The following is a 17198-nucleotide window of genomic DNA, read 5'->3' as shown; positions in this document are numbered from 1 at the left end:
GAATTAAATCTTACCCTACCTCGGATGGTGTCACTTTGTTTCCAACAAAGATTGCTGATCAGGCAAGTCCTCTTGTCAATAGGCTTTGAGACGCGCTAACCCTGGGTTCTCAGCAGAGTCATCCGCCAGTCAATCTCGCCTTCAAAGAAAGGCAGTAATGATTCAGTTTCTCCCTCACCTACAGGAGATTTTGTCACTATTGCCTTAAATTCTTTAGCATTTATGGGCGTGAGATATAGTTCAAAAGTTTCCACTTGACTGCTTCCTTAGTTCTACTGAAAACAACTCACTTCAAACTTAAAAATTCGGATTATCATCCCCTTTTGTGAGGCTATCTACACTGGTTTTTATAAATTCCTGCCAACGTTCAGGATAAAGTTTTTTGTAAATTCCTAATAACTGTTCTTTTTTCAACAGAGGAGATAAGGTAACTTTGACTTTCTGTACATCATCTCGACTAGCTCCTCCTCCAGCTTCAAGAACATAGACTTTCACTCCTCCCTTTACGTCTTTCTTTACTGTTACTTGTAGCTCCAACTCTACAGAATCTACGCTAAAAAGAGGAATGTCGGTTTCTTCATTTGAAGAGGCAGGGATGGAGGTAGCAAGCAGTTCTTGCTTGACTTTTTGAATTAGTTCCGTAAGTCCTATAGGATTAGGATTTTCGTTAGACATTGAAACTTTATCTCCGTAAATGTATGAGTTATTATTTAAAACTGTAAATATTAAAACATATGTTCCTAAAATAAATGCTGGAATCTAAAATACCATATTAACAAGCCATTAGAGTACGTTAAAGGGCAGCACAATGCACTATCTCAGTGCCCTACGAGGTTCCGCCTAACACAGGCTACTACTTTGGGTATTTTTTAATTTAAATCTCTTATTGTTACAGTTCTGTTAAGAATAATCGTAGAGTAGTGTATGCCATCGACACGAAAACTTCTGTATGAGTCGTCCCCGAATCATTCAACCTGGTCAAAGTTATACATTCAGCAAATATTTTGAACTGCCGTTTTCCCCAGAAGATATTTTTGCTGAACTTGGCTGTTCTTACAAACGCGAACGGTTGCAATTACCAAAAACAGAATTTCTTCCTGAGATAATTGCAGAATTATACCGAGTCATTGAGCGTAACCTCCGACGTGTCAAGCTACTTAGTGAAGATGCACGCAAGCAAGCAATTATTGCACCGATATTACTAGAAGTTTGCGAAATTGCCCAAACCCAATTGAATATTGAGTATCCCATTAATGTTAGCGATCAACTAAAAGGCAACTTAGATTACTACATTGATAAAGGTAAGGGATTGTTAGTAATTGAAGCAAAACAAGCAGATTTAAGTAGAGGATTTACACAATTAACAGTTGAATTGATTGCACTGGATCAATGGATACAATCAGAACTGCCACTTCTTTATGGGGCAGTAACCACTGGTGAAGATTGGCGATTTGCAATATACAATCGTCAGGATAGACAGATAACGGAAGACCTCAAATTATATCGGGTTCCTGAAGAATTAACTGAATTAACTCAGATTTTAGTTGGTATATTGAGCAATTAGATTTCATATCTTGCACCGGGCGAATGGAAGTACTGGGCAACTTCTAATCGCCCGGTATATTTGCAAACGTGAGATGCTCACCATTAAGACTCCATCTCTGCTAATTCTAACCAGCGTTCAGTCGCCACATCGATCGCGTGCTTGAGCTTTTCGACACGATCGTACAGTTTCTGCACTTCGCTATAACTCCCTGGTGAGACATTCGCTAGTGTTTTCTCGGTTTCTACCTTCTCAGCCTCTAACTGGGCAATTTTACCTTCCAACTGCTCAAATTCTTTCTTTTCCCAATTGGATAATCTTCGCCGCTTTGTATTCTCTCCATCCTTGGGTGAAGCCGCACCATTTTGGGTTTCGGCATTTTTGGGCTTCTCCTTAGTGTTTGCAGCCTGTTGCTGTGCTTCTTCAGCCTTTTTGTAGTCCAGATAAATCGAGTAATTACCTGGATATTGCCGGAGATTACCCCCTTCCTCAAAGGAAAATACTGTGTCGATGGTGCGATCGAGAAAGTAGCGATCGTGAGAAACTACAATTACACATCCGACAAAATCTTCTAAATAATCCTCCAGTACTGCCAATGTCTGAACATCTAAATCATTTGTCGGTTCATCTAAAATCAAGACATTGGGCGCACTCATCAGCACCCGCAACAGAAATAAACGGCGTTTTTCACCACCAGAAAGTTTATTAATTGGCGCATACTGTTGATTACCAGGAAACAAAAACCGCTCTAACATTTGCGAAGCAGTAATTTGAGTTCCATCAGTAATTTTGATAAATTCACCTTCTTCTTTGATGTAGTCAATCACGCGCTGATTTTCGTTTAAGGCAGTGAGCAATTCTTCAGAATGCTGGTCAAAATAACCGATGTGAATTGTAGTCCCAATTTCCGCAATACCTGAATCTGGCTGAATCTGACCAGTAATAATATCCATTAAAGTGGATTTACCAGCACCGTTAGCACCGATGATGCCGATGCGGTCTTCTGGACTAAATTCGTAGGTAAAGTTATTAATTAGAGTCCGTCCATTATAGGCTTTAGAAATGTTATTTAATTCAATAACCTTTTTGCCAATGCGACGACCAACTGTAGAAATATCAACTTTACCCTGAACCTCTTTAAACTCAGTATCCCGCAAAGCATGAGCGCGGTCAATTCTAGCTTTTTGCTTAGTACTTCTAGCTTTTGGCCCTTTTTTGAGCCATTCCAACTCGCGCCGCAATAAGCCTTGATGTTTCCGTTGACTACTGACGGCAGATTCTTCAGCTAAGGCTTTCTTTTCGAGGTAATATGAATAGTTACCTGTATAGGTGTAAATGTCACCTCGGTCAATTTCCACGATCCGATTGGTGACACGATCCAAAAAATAGCGATCGTGGGTAATCAGAAAAAGTGCGCCGCGATAGCGATTTAAATAACTTTGTAACCATTCTACAGAAAGAGCATCAAGATGGTTTGTCGGCTCATCCATAAGCAAAACATCGGGTTCTGCTAGCAATGCTGAAGCTAAAGCAATGCGCTTGCGATAGCCTCCAGATAAAGTGCCTATCTTGGCATCAAAGTCAGAAATTCCTAATTTTGTGAGGATGATTTTAGCATTAGTTTCTAGTTCCCAAGCATCATTTGTATCCATCTTTTGCATCACCGCAGAAAGGCGAGACATCAGTTGGCTATCATCTGGATAGTGAGCTAATTTATCTGAGAGTTCTTCATACTCACGCACCAAAGCCGTATGTTCGCCACTGTCAGCAAAAACTTGCTCTAAAACTGTGTGATTTTCATCTAAATCTGGCTGCTGGGGTAAGTAGATGATTTTAGAACCGGAGTTAATTATAATTTGACCGCTATCAATGGATTCTAACCCGGCAATCATTTTTAATAGGGTTGATTTTCCTGAACCGTTAGTACCAATTAAGCCAACTTTATCGGTAGCATCGAGGCTAAAGCTGGCATCTTTTAAAACTTCTTTGATGCCAAAGTCTTTTTTTACCGACTGGAGTGTAATAATACTCATAAAATCTAGTAATTTTTCATTGATCGTTAGTTAGTAGGTAAAGCACATACCCTACCTACATTCGCCGAATTCTTTATACAAATAAATCCAATGGTAGATGTCCATACATTTCGTTGATTCCGTCTTCGTGGTAAGACTGACAAGATACTAATACTCCACGATGATGTCCAGCATAAGAATCAAGATAGCACAAGCCATTTTTACCATTTAATTTGATATAAACTGGGCCTTCAGGTGTCAGCAAATTGTCTGGTGGTTCATAACCCAAAGCTAAAGAGTAGGTCTTCATAGCCATTATTCCTTCTTCTGCTGTATCGGCACAAATTCCTAAAATTTGATAATCAGCAAGTTTAGTTATCAAAATTAGGGCATCACGAGTTACTGCTTTTTCTGATGGCTTGAGAATAGGCGCAATGTCTAGGCAGTTAAATTTATTCAGTAATTTTTTCGCTTCTTCGGCGGTGAGATTGTGAGGATTGGGAGTTGACATAAACTTCGATGATGATCTTGTTGGTTTTTCTGTTGTGTTTGAGTTGGGACTAGCCCAACTTATACTATTTTGGATTTTAGACTTCGGCTCCTTTCGACTTCGCTCAAGGCAAGCCGCTCAGTCGAGCGATTTTGGATTTTAGATTGGGAATCGTCCAAGTGTTATAAAATTTGTTTTGGTTCAGAGCAATGGAGCTTGTTATCTACTGCCCACTCCTTACGGTTGATTTTGGACATTTCCCAGGTTGAATATGAAGGGTACACCGCTTTTTGAGTCACCACCCATAACGAGGACTTTGGGCATTTGAGCGCCGCCACTCTTCCAAGCTTCAATTGCTTCTTTTTGTAAAACTAACTGTCCTCCTTGGGCTTTGAGTGTCTCTGCTAAAAGTCTTTGAGCTTCTGCCCTACCTTTGGCGCGATTTACATCTGCTTGTGCTTCTTGTTCTGCTTCCCGTGCTACATAAACGGCTCTTTGCGCCCGTTGTTCAGCAATTTGTTTTTCTTCCACTGCTCTGGCAAATTCTGGTGAGAATGCTAAATCAACTACGCTAGTATCTAACACAATTATCCCATATTTGTCTAAGCGATCGCCTAACGCTTGATCAAAGTCTTCTTTTAATTCACTTCTTTTAGTAATTGCCTCTTCTACTGTTCTTCTGGCAGCTGCTATTTTAAATGCTTCTTGTGTCTGAGGTGCAATGATTTTCGATACAATATTTGCTAAGGTTCCTTGTTTCCTTCTAACTTCAACTACCTTGATGGGATCAAGGCGAAAGTTGATCGCAAATCTTGCAGATAAATTTTGCAAATCTTTAGTAGAACTCTCGGCTGGCACTTCAAATTTTTGAACAGTCAAATCATACACATCTATCACTGAGATAAAAGGCGGTTTCACATGAATCCCTTCCAATAAAGCGCCATCTCTAGCTTTACCCAAGATGCTGATCACTCCTGCTTGTCCTGGATTAATAATGATAAAGGAATTTAGTCCCAGAATCACTAGTGTTGCTAACACAATTCCTAAAACTGTGGTTTGCCAATTTCCTAATTGCTGATTTTTCAAATTCCTCTCTCCAATATGCATTTGTCATTTGTCATTTGTCATTGGTCATTTGTCATTTGTTATTAGGCATTGGGTATGGTTATTCACCTTATCCCCTTGTCTCCAGTCCCCAGTCCCTAGTGCTGAGTAAGAAGTTTTACTTTGACTTGAGTAAACTCAGTTACTAGTTTAAGCTTCTCATTAGTCTGTCTGAATAAAATCTTTAATCTAAATAACGCAGCACTGGCGGCTTGATGTCTATCCTTAGTGATGATATTAACCAATTAGAGCGGTTTATGGATGGGGGAGCGAATGATATTATCCAAGTTTCCACTACTGTTTTAATTTATCGAACAGAATTCAGGACGGGCTAAACCCTAGCTATCCGCTAAGGGACTTCCAACAAATAAATTATCCAATCTTGTGGGGTGGGCAACATGAGCGCCTTGGGCTACGGGCGCTCATGTTGCCCATCCCACAAGGAATAGTTGAGTATTTTTTTATTTGGAAGTCTCTAACAGGAGTCAGAATACAGGAAAGGTATTCTGACTCCTGAATTCTGACTACTGACTTCTGATTTCTGAATTCTTCTTCAATGTTGCAAACATCAGGGATATGCAAAACACAGATATAATTGTTATTGGTAGCGGTATCGGCGGTTTGAGTTGTGCGGCTCTTTTGGCACGATATGGCTTTGATGTCATAGTCTGCGAAAGCCACTCTATTGCTGGAGGCGCTGCTCATGGTTTTGAGCGCAATGGTTTCAAGTTTGACTCGGGCCCGTCTCTCTACTCTGGACTATCTTATAGCCCCTCTGCTAACCCTTTGCGACAAGTGTTAGATGCAATTGGTTCTGATTTACCATGCGTTACTTACGATACTTGGGGTTGTTGTGTACCAGAAGGTGATTTTGATACGGCGGTTGGTGCGGAGCAATTTTGTGAAGTGCTGATGAAATTTTGTGGTGATGATGCTGTAGCCGAATGGCAAGAACTCCAGCGCGTTATGGAACCATTTGCTAGGGCTGCAACTTCTATACCACCAGCTGCATTACGTTTTGATTTGGGTGCAGCTAGAACTGTGGGCCCGTTTATCCCATCTCTGACAAAAAATGTGGCGAATATAATCAAGCTGACGGGCCCTTTTAGCGGGATTATGGATGGGGTTGTTAAAGACTCCTTTACCCGAAACTGGCTGAATTTGCTGTGCTTTCTCCTTTCTGGATTGCCCGCAGATGGCACTAGTGCCGCAGAGGTGGCATTTATGTTTGCGGATTGGTATCGCCCAGATGCAGTTCTTGAATATCCCATTGGTGGTAGTGGTGCTTTAGTTGATACCCTTGTACAAGGATTGGAGCGTCACGGTGGGAAGCTGATATTAGGCGCTCATGTGGAGGAAGTGCTTGTAGAAGGTAATCGTGCAGTGGGTGTGCGTCTGCGCGATCGCTCCGAAATCCGATCGCGTCGGGCAGTGATTTCTAATGCCTCGGTTTGGGACACACTGAAGTTACTACCAGAAAAGGCAATACCAAAACAATACCGCAGCAAACGACAAGCTACGCCAGAATGTGATAGCTTTATGCATCTGCATCTCGGCATTGATGCTCAAGGATTGCAGTCAAATTTGCGGTGTCATTACATTGTGGTTAATAACTGGGAATTGGGCGTAACAGCACCTCAAAATGTGGTGGTGATCTCCATCCCTTCAGTTCTCGATCCATCTTTAGCGCCAGCAGGTAAGCACGTGATTCATGTGTATACACCTGGTAATGAACCATATTCTATCTGGCAGGGAATGGATAGAAGGAGTCAGGAATATGCCGAACAAAAGCGATCGCGTGCAGAAATAATGTGGCAAGCGCTACAGCGGATAATTCCAGATATTCGCTCTCGTTGCGAAGTCACACTTGTTGGTACACCTCTAACTCACGAGCGTTATCTCCGCCGTCACCAAGGTTCTTACGGCCCGGCGATTCAAGCTGGAAGTGGTATGTTTCCTGGCCCCAGTACACCCCTACCAGGGCTGATGTGCTGTGGCGACTCAACATTCCCCGGTATTGGTTTACCAGCAGTCGCCGCCAGTGGGCTGATTGCTGCCAATACTCTTGCACCTGTTAATAAGCATTTAGCAATGCTTCAAGATATCAAATGTATTTAATTTTTTGAGTATAAAATCTATCAATGTAGGTTGGGTTGAAGGGAGCATCCCAATTTTGCCAAAAGACACAGGACTGGGGCAAAAAACCTGTACAAACCTCTTCCCTTTGCGTTCTTGGCGTCCTTGGCGGTTCGTCATTTCATTCTCGGTCTAAGTCCAAACACCGTATAATAATAAACTTGCACATTTGGGATGCTCCCGGGTTGAACGGCAGTGAAACCCAACATGAATAAAGATCAATGTTGGTTTACAGACTTGTTCTAATCCACCAGCTTATTTTCTCTAAATTAGAATCTATTTCCTGCCAAAAGTTTGCTGATGAGTCTACTTCTCTTGTTACTGCAAATATTTTATCTATAACGTCAAAGTTTTTTTGAATCAACTGCTTATCTAATTTAGGAATATCTAATTTAAGATATTTCAAGCGGTTGGGTAACTCTACTTTTTCTTTTGTTGGCAAATCGATAATCTGTTCAACTTGTTCTAAAATTTTATCTATTGATGTAACGACTTCTTCAATACTCGGTTTTTTAATTTGTAATTGTAAATCTTTTTCTTCAAAGGCTTCTTCTTGATTAACTAACTTTACTATCACTATTTTGACAAAGAAAATATTGTAATCAATCTCACTAACTTCACCGACTTGATTATAATATTTTCCACTTTTATTAATAAGTACTATGTCACCTTTATCAATTTTGTCTTTCATAATTTATACAGCCTTTGAATTAAATTACTAAATAATCTCCTCTACAGAAAATACTACTCTAAAGCCACAAACCCTCAGCCCACCGTCTGACTCATTCCAGCTACGGCTAGCGCTGCGACACAGTTCGGCATTGAAACTCCAAGAACCACCACGTAGCACTCGGCGATTAATATCACCGCCAACTTCCCAGGCTGTTCCATCTGAGGGTGCATCGCTGTAATTGTTGTGCCACGAATCAGCGCACCATTCCCAAACTAGCCCGTGCATATCGTACAATCCAAAGGCGTTGGCGACTTCAAAACTACCGACGTTTGTTGTTTCTTTACGGAATTTGCTTTTTGGTTCGATAGTACAACTGACTAACTCAGAGGTAATGGTTTCGCCAAAGTGAAAGGATGTTGTAGTTCCAGCCCGACAAGCGTATTCCCATTCAGCCTCACTTGGTAAACGATAGTCGCGTCCAGTTTTTTCTGATAGTCTGAGACAAAATTCTACAGCCTCATACCAAGATACATTTTCTACTGGTCTATCTAAACCCTTAAATTTCGACGGATTAGGATTTAAAGCTTGTTTGACTTTGGGTAAAGCTGCTACTACTCTCCACTGTGCTTGAGTTACGGGAAATTTCCCGATAAAAAATGGTTCGACGGTAACTTTATGTCGAGGACGTTCATCAGCATCTCCTTCACACTCTGGTGAACCCATCATGTAAGTACCACCAGGAATCGATACCATTTCTAAGGTGACAGATTTACCCAATTCTTCGGCAAAGAAATTGGCATTACCACACATGCGGTTTACTTCTCTACCACCTGTGTCTACTGTCACTACGTCAAATTCAAAGGTTTCTAAGGGAGGTAATGGTACTATTACTTTTTGTGGTAGCGGCGGAAATATGGGTTGAGACATCGAAACAATTTTCAGGGCAACAGGTTCAATGTTCGATGTTGCAAATTTCAAATCGTTGATAACTTCTACTGCTGTTTGATATCTTTCACTGGCTAGATGTTTTAGTAATTTCTCTAAAATTTTCCCTAAGTCGTCGCTAATAGTAATACTTTTTTCTTGTAATCGTTCGCGCCATAACCATTTAGCATTCATGGCATCATAAATAGGGTCATTAACCTGTCCAGAAGCATCTTGCAAAGGCAAACATCGAGTTAAAAGACGCACGCAAGTTACACCCAAAGCATACAAATCACTACCATGACAAGCAAATCCAGCCATTTGTTCAGTTGGGGCATAACCAAGGGTATAAATTACTGTAGCTTGTCTTCCTAAACTGGTTTGTGTTACCTGTTTAGCACCGCCAAAGTCAATTAATACGGGTTTTTCATCACTTGCACGGCGGATAATATTTTCTGGTTTGATATCCCGATGGATGACGTTATGGGCATGAATGAATTCTAGAACTGGTAATAAATCAGCTAAAAGTTCCCAAATCTGTTTTTCACCATAAATTTTTTGCTGAACTTCTTGTAAGAGAGTTTTTCCTTGAATAAATTCTTGGACAAGATACAAACTAGTACCTTGTTCAAAATAAGCTAGCAATCTGGGAATTTGGGTATGATTCTCTCCCAGTTCATACAACCGAAAAGCCTCTTCTTTAAAAAATTCTGCTGCTTTGGTGCGTTGTCCGGTTCCCTGAAATTGTGGGAAAAATTGCTTGATGACGCAAGGCGCGTTTAGTCTGTCTACATCTTCTGTAGCATAGGTTCTACTAAATCCACCTTCACCTAAGAGTCTTAATACGCGGTAACGGCTTCTTAGAAGTTTGCCAAAGTTGCTTTGTCCGCAACTCACACAAAATCTATTGCTATCAGAGTTGAATGGATTTGAGCAATTGGGATTTTGGCAGATTTGCATAATGAGGGGGAAATAGCATCTTCTCCAAAGTTAGCCCCAATATTATCTAATTGAAAACAGTTATGTACAGAAGCGAACACGGAAGTTTATTCATGTGCTTAAATAGGTCCCCGCAATTAAAGCTAACTGGCAAAGGCTGTCATTTGTCACTTGTACTGCCCTTCGACTACGCTCAGGAACCGCGTAGTCGAAGTATTGGTCATTGGTCATTTGTCATTTGTAAGGGCTTTAAGCTTATTTACGTTTTGTAATATGCTTGGTTTTTTTCACGCCAACTTACTTAAACTTCTTTCAACACGAGAACAAGAAGATGAATAAATTTTATATATTTATCTATGTTGGGACGTTTCTAAATATTGGTAAATACAAATACATGGGTATAACGAATGTAGAGATGTTTACATTGCAACGTCTCTTTGAATATAGCTTTTTTTGCCATGAGAAAAAGTTCACGGAGAACCAAGTTATCCATAAGTTTGATTATTAATTATATGTCTTATTTTCAGCTTTTATTTTCTCCAGAAGCGCGAATTAATTCAGCTATAAAAGCAACGATCGCAGATACTGAAATTAACATGACGCTCAAAGCGTTAATATCAGGCTTGACTCCTGTTCTAATCCGGCTAAAAATTTCCATTGGTAGGGTGTTAGAACCGCTACCAGCTGTAAAACTAGAAATGAGAAAGTCATCTAAGCTGAGGACAAAGGCTAAAAGACAACCAGCTAAAATCCCAGGCATCAATTGAGGTAACAATACTTGGATGAATGCTTGCATTGGTGTAGCGCCTAAATCTAGTGCTGCTTCTTCTAAGTGGGGATCTAAATTGGTAAGTCGAGAAGCAACTACAAGTCCGACATAAGCCAGACAAAACACGATATGCGCTGCAACTATTGTCCACAAACTCAGGGGTATGGCAAAGGCGGCTAAACAAACTAGGGTAGCCACTGCGATCGCAATATCAGGAATAATCAATGGTAAGTAAGCAATACCCCGATACAATTTCTTACCAGGAAATTCGTAACGCGCTGACCCAACCGCCATTAAGGTTCCCAGCACGGCTGAAACTCCAACTGCACAACCCGCAACGATCATACTATTTTGCAAAGCTGATAAGATGCGATCGTCGCTGAACAACTTGCGATACCAATCGAGAGTGAATCCTTGCCAAGTTGCGCTATAGGGCGACTGATTGAAGCTATAAAAGCCAAGTACCAGTATGGGCAGGTACATGAACACAAATATCATTAGTGACAAAACCGCCTGCCATGAGACACGCGGTTTTTTGAGAGATGGAGAGATATTCACGTTTATATATTATGATTTTTATTGATAGCAACACAAAATATCATATTTCATGCAATCAGTCAATGATTTAACTCTCTTCTCTGCGTTCTCTGCGCCTCTGTGGTTCAATAAATCACTTTTAAACCGCAGAGAAAAAAGAAATTTATTGATCAAAATTTTTATCCGCCTTGAAAGGGTTACTCTCTTCTCTCCCTTTTTCATCACTACTGGGAAATCCAATTCGTGGAATGAGTAGCGATAGTTTAATTTTGGTAATCTCCTTATTGTCTTTTAAGGTAGGCAAGAAGGAGTTAATTGTTATCCCTAAAAACTTCTCATAAAACTTTGCAGCTTCTAATTTAAAACTACCTACTTCACAAAAATTTATTCTTTAGGTGCAACTAGTTATCTTTTATAGTACGGAAAGCCGTCAGAAGTGGTCTACACACTCTATCCTTTAATTAATATTTTAAAATTCGATAATTTACAGCTAATAACAGAGCTTTTTAGCCAAATATCAACATATAGCTAGTATTTAGACAGTTTTATCAAAACTATATTTGTCAAAAATATTATATTTAAAATTGTACTAAAGCACTAAATTTTAAGAATCCAGAATATATTTACCTCTTTAGGAGTGGGTAATTTCCGTACTAGGATAGACAAAGAATATAGAAGAAAGAGCATAAGATATGAATGAAATTGTTAATTGGTTTAGTATCTGAAGTTATTTTCTGATGCCAAGTGAATTAATTACAAGCACTACAACAACAGAAAGAAAAAACTTCTAATTCAATCTTTATTTTTTAGGAGGTTTGTGATGAGAATTGCTCAAGTAGCTCCATTATGGGAAAGAGTTCCACCTCCAGCTTATGGTGGCATAGAGCTAGTAGTGGGGTTACTGACCGATGAATTAGTCCGACGCGGACACGAAGTAACTTTATTTGCATCGGGAGATTCTATCAGTCTGGCAAAACTAGTGTCAGTTCATCCCCGCGCCCTCAGACTTGATCGCACTATCAAAGATTTTGGCATTTACGAAATGTTGAATCTGGCTTCGGTGTATGAAAGCGCAGAAGAGTTTGATATTATTCACTCCCATATCGGGCATGGGGCACTGGCTTATGCAAATCTCGTCACAACTCCTACGGTTCACACGTTGCACGGTATTTTTACACCTGATAACGAAAAGATGTTTAGTTTTGGTAAAAAACAATCTTACGTTAGTATTTCCGATGCACAACGAGAACCAAGGTTAGGGTTGAACTATCTAGAAACGGTCTACAACGGAATTGATGTCAACAGTTACAATTTTCACGCCCAACCAGAAAATCCCCCCTATCTAGCATTTTTGGGTCGGATGTCTCCTGAAAAGGGAGCGCATTTAGCAATAGAAATTGCTAAACAAGCCGGTTGGTGTTTGAAAATGGCAGGTAAGATAGATGTCGTTGATGTAGAATACTTTGAGAAGGAAATCAAACCGTACATTGACGGAGAGCAAATTCAGTATCTGGGTGAAGCCAACCATACTCAAAAAAATGCTCTCATGGGAGGTGCATTTGCAACTCTGTTCCCCATCACTTGGCGAGAACCCTTTGGATTGGTAATGGTTGAGTCAATGGCTTCGGGTACGCCAGTGATTGCGATGAAATTGGGGTCTACTGAAGAGGTAATTTCCGACGGTAAGACGGGTTTCCTCTGCAATAACATTCAAGAGTGCATCAGTGCTATTGATCGGGTAGTAGAGTTAGACCGCTATACTTGCCGCCAATATGTCGAAGACCTTTTCAGCGTTGAGCAAATGACCGATGGCTATGAGGCAGTTTATCAAAAAATAATCGCAGAACGATTTTCTCAAAATGGACATTCACGCAGCTTAATTGGTTTAAGTAGCGATCGCATTTAATTTGTGCGCCTAAGACTCGATCCCCCCTAACCCACGCCAGTCGCTCCACTACAGCGCAACTCTTGGAGACGCTTTGCGTTAAGCGAAGCTATGCCGTTCGCGCAGCGTCTCTAAGAGTTGGCTTTACGCGCATCCTGCGGCGGGGGAGACCCCAAGACCGGGCTGGCTCCCCTTAAAAAAAGAGTGGAACCGGAATCAAAGTCCCCTTTTTTAAAAGGGATTTAGCCCACTCCCCTTTTCCCCATACCTTATGCCCAAGAACCGGAATCAAAGTCCCCCAATTTATCGGGGGATTTAGGGGGATCTTATTTTTTAAACAAAGACTGCTACAAAGTTAAGCGATCGCGCCATTTTTCCAACGTCTTCGCCTTAACCCCTGGAACTCTTTCTAAGTCTTGGAAAGATGTAAATTTTCGCTGTTGACGGCTAAGAATTATCCGTTGTGCTAACTTATTACCCACGCCGGGGAGAGTTTCTAATTCTGCCAAACTTGCAGTGTTAATATTTATTTGTTTAATTGCTTGTAGTTCACTTGATGAAGAACTTTTTATCTGAGGACAGCGTGTTTGTTCTAATTTAACTTTTTCTTGAATTGCTGGTGGTAAACCGGGTTTAACTTTAGCATAAAGACGAGCAAATTCTCGCACATAATGAGCCGCAACTATGGGATTTTCAATTACTACAAGTGTCTCATCGTTACCATTATTGGCCGCATCTGACCAATTATGAGAACCTGTAATTACTGTTTGGCTATCAATTACACCAAATTTGTGATGTAATAAATCACCTTTGGGTAACACAGGTACACCTACGGTAGTAATTGGATTTTGCCAAGGATGGTTATCAACTTCATATTTACATTTATTACTGAGAGCAACTCCCATCATATCTAAGGCTTCACTGTAGGGACGATATGCAAATTGTGGTTCAATTAAAGCGCGAATTTGCACATTTTGTTGATGACGTTTTTCTAAGATATTGGCAAGTCGCTGATCGGAAAATACAAATAACGCCATATCAACAGATTTAGTTGCTGAATCTAAAGTTTTACCAATTAAACCATTACTACTGTTACTCCAAGATTGAGTTGGAGAAGTTGGCGAAAATTGCACAGTAATTGTGGTTTGATTTAATAGAATTTTTTTAGGCGAACGCATCGGTTTTTGCAAACCAAATCGACTATCTGGCTTACCTCCTGGCCCATCTCCCCACATAATATTAAACTCTTCTGTAAATAAAGATGCTAATTCTGGGCTGTCAATCTGCAATAAGTTATTGGCATTGCCTAAAGTATCGGAATTTGTGAAATCACCATAAGTATCACTTAAAGTAAAATTGGCTGAAGTGATAATTACAATGCGATTATCTACAATCACAAATTTGTGGTGCATCAAGCTGCTACCTGCTGAACCATCTGCTCGATCATCTATCCAGGGAATTTTAGCATTCTGCAAAATTATCAAAGCATCCCTTTGATTGATTTCTGCTGGGCTAAGTTGATTATCTTGGTTAATATCGATAAATTTGCGAAATTCGTTGTAGCGTTCTTGTTCTCTTTTATCTAACTTACTTATTTCAGCAGATGTTAAACTACTCCAAGGTCTGCTGTAGGTATTTTCTAAAATTATCCTGACTTTTACCCCAGCTTTTTGTCTATCAACTAGTGCTTGGGCAACTTTGGGTAAACGTAATTCTTGCACCGCCACATCGATCGTAGATTTAGCGTGCGTAATAGCATTGACAATTTGTGTTTCTAAATCATCCCCCAGACGAGTTTGCTGACGATAAGGTTCTTTGTATTCTGAAGACTCAGAATGGTTAAAGTAAACTTGAACTAAAGGGTCTTGTGGTAAAGGTGCTGGACGCTGATTATAAGATTGGACTCGTTGACAACCAGCGAGGGAGAATATCAGTAAAAAGATATATGAAAAATATCTTTGTCTAGAGATAAGTTGCACTGTAATCTGTTAAAAGTGGATTGGGAGTGGACAGACTTATCATTCCCAAAACTTTGTGTTCTAAATTAATTAGAAAAACAACTTTCCAAACAAAGGGAAAAATCCACTCCTAGATGCAGAATGACAAAGATTTTTTTCAGGATTTATCCACATTCTGAAAATATCAGCAGCCTATTACCACGTGTGTTCTCACCATTATCGGCTATATGCAAATTTATCTAGATTACAGCGCTACTACACCCACTCGAAAAGAAGCGATCGCAGTTATGCAAACAATCCTGACTCAACAGTGGGGCAATCCTTCCAGCTTACATGAGTGGGGACAACGGGCGGCAACGGTTGTAGAACAAGCTAGAGTTCAAGTTGCTGGTTTAATTAACGCCGCTAGTCCTGAATCGATCGTTTTTACCTCTGGTGGCACTGAGGCAGATAATTTAGCGATTATGGGTGTGGCTCGGTTGTATGCTGTTCCTCAACATCTAATTATTTCCAGCGTCGAGCATTCCGCAATTTCGGAAACAGTAAGATTGCTAGAAATGTGGGGTTGGGAAGTTACGCGCTTGTCTGTAGATATTAAAGGTAGAGTCAATCCCCTAGATTTAAAGGCGGCGTTGCGACATAACACAGTGTTGGTTTCCATAATTTACGGTCAAAGTGAAGTTGGGACAGTGCAACCGATCGCAGAACTGGGTAAGATAGTGCGATCGCATGATGCTTTGTTCCATACAGATGCAGTGCAAGCTGCGGGACGTTTACCCATAGATGTGCAACAATTCCCAGTAGACTTACTTAGCCTTTCTAGTCATAAAATATATGGGCCACAAGGTGCGGGGGCGCTGTACGTGCGTCCTGGTGTGGAATTGATGCCCTTACTGAGTGGTGGTGGACAAGAAATGGGATTGCGTTCTGGTACGCAAGCAGTACCCATAATTGCCGGATTTGGTGTAGCAGCAGAATTAGCAGCCGAAGAATTGGCTACAGAAACACCACGATTGATTGAGTTACGCGATCGCGCCTTTGCCCAATTAGCTGAAATTCCTGGTTTAATCCCCACAGGACATCCGTATCACCGCTTACCTCACCATGTGAGCATGTGCTTAGAAAACGCCGATGGTAAAAAACTTAGTGGTAAAACCTTGGTACGACAGCTAAACCTTGCTGGCATCGGCATCAGCGCTGGTGCTGCCTGTCACAGTGGTAAACTTAGCCCTAGCCCAATATTGTTAGCAATGGGCTATTCCGAAAAAGCTGCCTTGGGGGGAATTCGCATCACATTGGGGCGTGATACCACTGAAGCTGATATAGATTGGACGGTAATGGTGTTGAAGCAAGTTTTGCAGAGGCTAGCACCGGATTTATCTTTAGTTAAGCGTTAAATTAAATGTAATCATTCAATCAAACTACCGGAAGATAGAAAAATAACTGGTTCCGAATGTCCTCAGTGTAGAACACGAGGGATGATGCTGACAGTTAATCAAAAGAATGAGCAAATTCGCGTGTGCCGTTCTGATTCCTGTAGATATTCAATATCAGCAACATAACCCATGTTTTGGTTTCTGTATTAATAATCCTTAAACACCATCATGAACACTGCTAAACTCACCACTGATGGCACTCACCAAATCGTTATTTTACCCGAAGACTTTCAACTTACTGGGACTGAAGTTTATATCAAAAAAATTGGTAACGCCATTGTACTGATTGCCAAAGACAACCCTTGGGAATCCCTCATTGATAGTCTAGACAATTTCTCCGATGACTTCATGAATTCTAGAGATCAGCCAGTTATTGACACTAGAGAAAGTTTTTAAATGCGATACCTGCTTGATACGAACATCTGCATTTACCTGATAAAGCAAAAACCCCAAAAAGTACTGGATAAATTCCAAACTCTTAGCATTTCTGATGTTGGTATCTCGTCTATCACCGTTGCCGAACTCGAATATGAAGTTACCAAAAGGAGCTAGTGCGTTGGGCGGGCAATGCCCGACTTGAAGCAACTAGCGTTCAACAGCAAGAAAAAAACCGCATCGCCCTGATGCAATTTCTGCTACCTCTAGAAATTGTCGAATTCAATCAATCGTCTGCAACGATTTACGGCAGCATCAGAAGTGATCTCGAAAGTAGAGGACTTAGGGACTGACAAGAAATAAATTATTCCATCTTGTGGGGTGGGCATCCTGCCCGCCCTGAATATGGGACGGGTG

Annotated in this window: 15 protein-coding genes; 6 read left to right on the top strand and 9 right to left on the bottom strand. The window is 40.7% G+C overall.

Translation table 11 applies throughout. The annotated features are described in order from the left end of the window. Positions 1 to 95 precede the first annotated feature (95 nt). Together HWQ36_RS00775 and HWQ36_RS00770 are read right to left on the bottom strand one after the other, a co-directional pair. Complete coding sequence (locus HWQ36_RS00775; RefSeq protein WP_292697044.1) at positions 96 to 254, bottom strand: hypothetical protein; 159 nt, start codon at positions 252 to 254, stop codon at positions 96 to 98. 43 nt (positions 255 to 297) lie between these two features. Next, a complete protein-coding gene (locus HWQ36_RS00770) occupies positions 298 to 675 on the bottom strand; it encodes a trypco2 family protein (protein ID WP_292697042.1) in 378 nt (125 codons plus the stop codon). Positions 676 to 949: 274 nt separating this feature from the next. Between HWQ36_RS00770 and HWQ36_RS00765 the strand changes: the two genes are divergently transcribed. Beyond that, positions 950 to 1564 carry a hypothetical protein gene (locus HWQ36_RS00765; protein ID WP_292697041.1) on the top strand — a complete coding sequence of 205 codons (615 nt, stop codon included), beginning with the start codon at positions 950 to 952 and terminating at the stop codon, positions 1562 to 1564. An 83-nt stretch (positions 1565 to 1647) separates the two neighbouring features. On the opposite strand, the gene HWQ36_RS00760 is transcribed toward HWQ36_RS00765, so the two are convergent. The 3 genes from HWQ36_RS00760 to HWQ36_RS00750 form a co-directional block, all read right to left on the bottom strand. After that, positions 1648 to 3576 (bottom strand): ABC-F family ATP-binding cassette domain-containing protein, encoded by a 1929-nt coding sequence (locus tag HWQ36_RS00760; RefSeq protein WP_292697038.1) that lies wholly within the window; start codon positions 3574 to 3576, stop codon positions 1648 to 1650. A gap of 73 nt (positions 3577 to 3649) precedes the next feature. Further along, positions 3650 to 4066: a DUF1824 family protein gene (locus HWQ36_RS00755; protein ID WP_292697036.1), complete on the bottom strand. Its 417-nt coding sequence runs from the start codon at positions 4064 to 4066 to the stop codon at positions 3650 to 3652. Between the two features lie 216 nt (positions 4067 to 4282). Continuing rightward, the gene (locus tag HWQ36_RS00750; protein WP_292697048.1) at positions 4283 to 5131 is read right to left on the bottom strand and encodes a prohibitin family protein; all 849 of its coding nucleotides are present in this window, start codon (positions 5129 to 5131) and stop codon (positions 4283 to 4285) included. Between the two features lie 594 nt (positions 5132 to 5725). Between HWQ36_RS00750 and HWQ36_RS00745 the strand changes: the two genes are divergently transcribed. Further along, positions 5726 to 7267 (top strand): NAD(P)/FAD-dependent oxidoreductase, encoded by a 1542-nt coding sequence (locus HWQ36_RS00745; protein ID WP_292697034.1) that lies wholly within the window; start codon positions 5726 to 5728, stop codon positions 7265 to 7267. A 247-nt stretch (positions 7268 to 7514) separates the two neighbouring features. On the opposite strand, the gene HWQ36_RS00740 is transcribed toward HWQ36_RS00745, so the two are convergent. The 3 genes from HWQ36_RS00740 to HWQ36_RS00730 all read right to left on the bottom strand — a co-directional run bounded on the left by HWQ36_RS00740 (position 7515) and on the right by HWQ36_RS00730 (position 11148). Continuing rightward, positions 7515 to 7976: a hypothetical protein gene (locus HWQ36_RS00740; protein WP_292697032.1), complete on the bottom strand. Its 462-nt coding sequence runs from the start codon at positions 7974 to 7976 to the stop codon at positions 7515 to 7517. A 27-nt stretch (positions 7977 to 8003) separates the two neighbouring features. Next, positions 8004 to 9842: a bifunctional serine/threonine-protein kinase/formylglycine-generating enzyme family protein gene (locus HWQ36_RS00735; RefSeq protein WP_292697031.1), complete on the bottom strand. Its 1839-nt coding sequence runs from the start codon at positions 9840 to 9842 to the stop codon at positions 8004 to 8006. 502 nt (positions 9843 to 10344) lie between these two features. Continuing rightward, on the bottom strand, positions 10345 to 11148 hold the full coding sequence (locus HWQ36_RS00730) for an ABC transporter permease (protein WP_366828136.1): 804 nt from the start codon (positions 11146 to 11148) through the stop codon (positions 10345 to 10347). A 799-nt stretch (positions 11149 to 11947) separates the two neighbouring features. Here HWQ36_RS00730 and HWQ36_RS00725 point away from each other — a divergent pair. Next, on the top strand, positions 11948 to 13033 hold the full coding sequence (locus HWQ36_RS00725; protein WP_292697029.1) for a glycosyltransferase family 4 protein: 1086 nt from the start codon (positions 11948 to 11950) through the stop codon (positions 13031 to 13033). A 326-nt stretch (positions 13034 to 13359) separates the two neighbouring features. Here HWQ36_RS00725 and HWQ36_RS00720 read toward each other — a convergent pair whose 3' ends face one another. Then, complete coding sequence (locus HWQ36_RS00720; protein WP_292697027.1) at positions 13360 to 14991, bottom strand: DUF655 domain-containing protein; 1632 nt, start codon at positions 14989 to 14991, stop codon at positions 13360 to 13362. 206 nt (positions 14992 to 15197) lie between these two features. Here HWQ36_RS00720 and HWQ36_RS00715 point away from each other — a divergent pair, with 206 nt between their 5' ends. The 3 genes from HWQ36_RS00715 (at position 15198) to HWQ36_RS00705 (ending at position 16958) form a co-directional block, all read left to right on the top strand. After that, positions 15198 to 16367: a cysteine desulfurase family protein gene (locus tag HWQ36_RS00715; RefSeq protein ID WP_292697025.1), complete on the top strand. Its 1170-nt coding sequence runs from the start codon at positions 15198 to 15200 to the stop codon at positions 16365 to 16367. 207 nt (positions 16368 to 16574) lie between these two features. Beyond that, the gene (gene vapB / locus HWQ36_RS00710; protein ID WP_292697023.1) at positions 16575 to 16802 is read left to right on the top strand and encodes an antitoxin; all 228 of its coding nucleotides are present in this window, start codon (positions 16575 to 16577) and stop codon (positions 16800 to 16802) included. Beyond that, positions 16803 to 16958, top strand: a complete 156-nt coding sequence (locus HWQ36_RS00705) for a PIN domain-containing protein (RefSeq protein ID WP_292697020.1) — start codon at positions 16803 to 16805, stop codon at positions 16956 to 16958. Positions 16959 to 17198 lie beyond the last annotated feature (240 nt).

Source organism: Nostoc sp. NMS2 (genome assembly GCF_017115105.1).
Lineage (GTDB): Bacteria > Cyanobacteriota > Cyanobacteriia > Cyanobacteriales > Nostocaceae > Nostoc.
The sequence above is the reverse complement of the archived record's forward strand: the minus strand, read 5'-3'. Positions and strand labels throughout refer to the sequence as shown.

What these genes read in the sequence shown, in the direction of transcription:
- HWQ36_RS00770 (WP_292697042.1), bottom strand. Translation starts at nt 675, where the DNA reads ATGTCTAACGAAAATCCTAATCCTATAGGACTTACGGAACTAATTCAA.
- HWQ36_RS00765 (WP_292697041.1), top strand. Translation starts at nt 950, where the DNA reads ATGAGTCGTCCCCGAATCATTCAACCTGGTCAAAGTTATACATTCAGC.
- HWQ36_RS00760 (WP_292697038.1), bottom strand. Translation starts at nt 3,576, where the DNA reads ATGAGTATTATTACACTCCAGTCGGTAAAAAAAGACTTTGGCATCAAA.
- HWQ36_RS00755 (WP_292697036.1), bottom strand. Translation starts at nt 4,066, where the DNA reads ATGTCAACTCCCAATCCTCACAATCTCACCGCCGAAGAAGCGAAAAAA.
- HWQ36_RS00745 (WP_292697034.1), top strand. Translation starts at nt 5,726, where the DNA reads ATGCAAAACACAGATATAATTGTTATTGGTAGCGGTATCGGCGGTTTG.
- HWQ36_RS00740 (WP_292697032.1), bottom strand. Translation starts at nt 7,976, where the DNA reads ATGAAAGACAAAATTGATAAAGGTGACATAGTACTTATTAATAAAAGT.
- HWQ36_RS00735 (WP_292697031.1), bottom strand. Translation starts at nt 9,842, where the DNA reads ATGCAAATCTGCCAAAATCCCAATTGCTCAAATCCATTCAACTCTGAT.
- HWQ36_RS00725 (WP_292697029.1), top strand. Translation starts at nt 11,948, where the DNA reads ATGAGAATTGCTCAAGTAGCTCCATTATGGGAAAGAGTTCCACCTCCA.
- HWQ36_RS00715 (WP_292697025.1), top strand. Translation starts at nt 15,198, where the DNA reads ATGCAAATTTATCTAGATTACAGCGCTACTACACCCACTCGAAAAGAA.
- vapB (WP_292697023.1), top strand. Translation starts at nt 16,575, where the DNA reads ATGAACACTGCTAAACTCACCACTGATGGCACTCACCAAATCGTTATT.
- HWQ36_RS00705 (WP_292697020.1), top strand. Translation starts at nt 16,803, where the DNA reads ATGCGATACCTGCTTGATACGAACATCTGCATTTACCTGATAAAGCAA.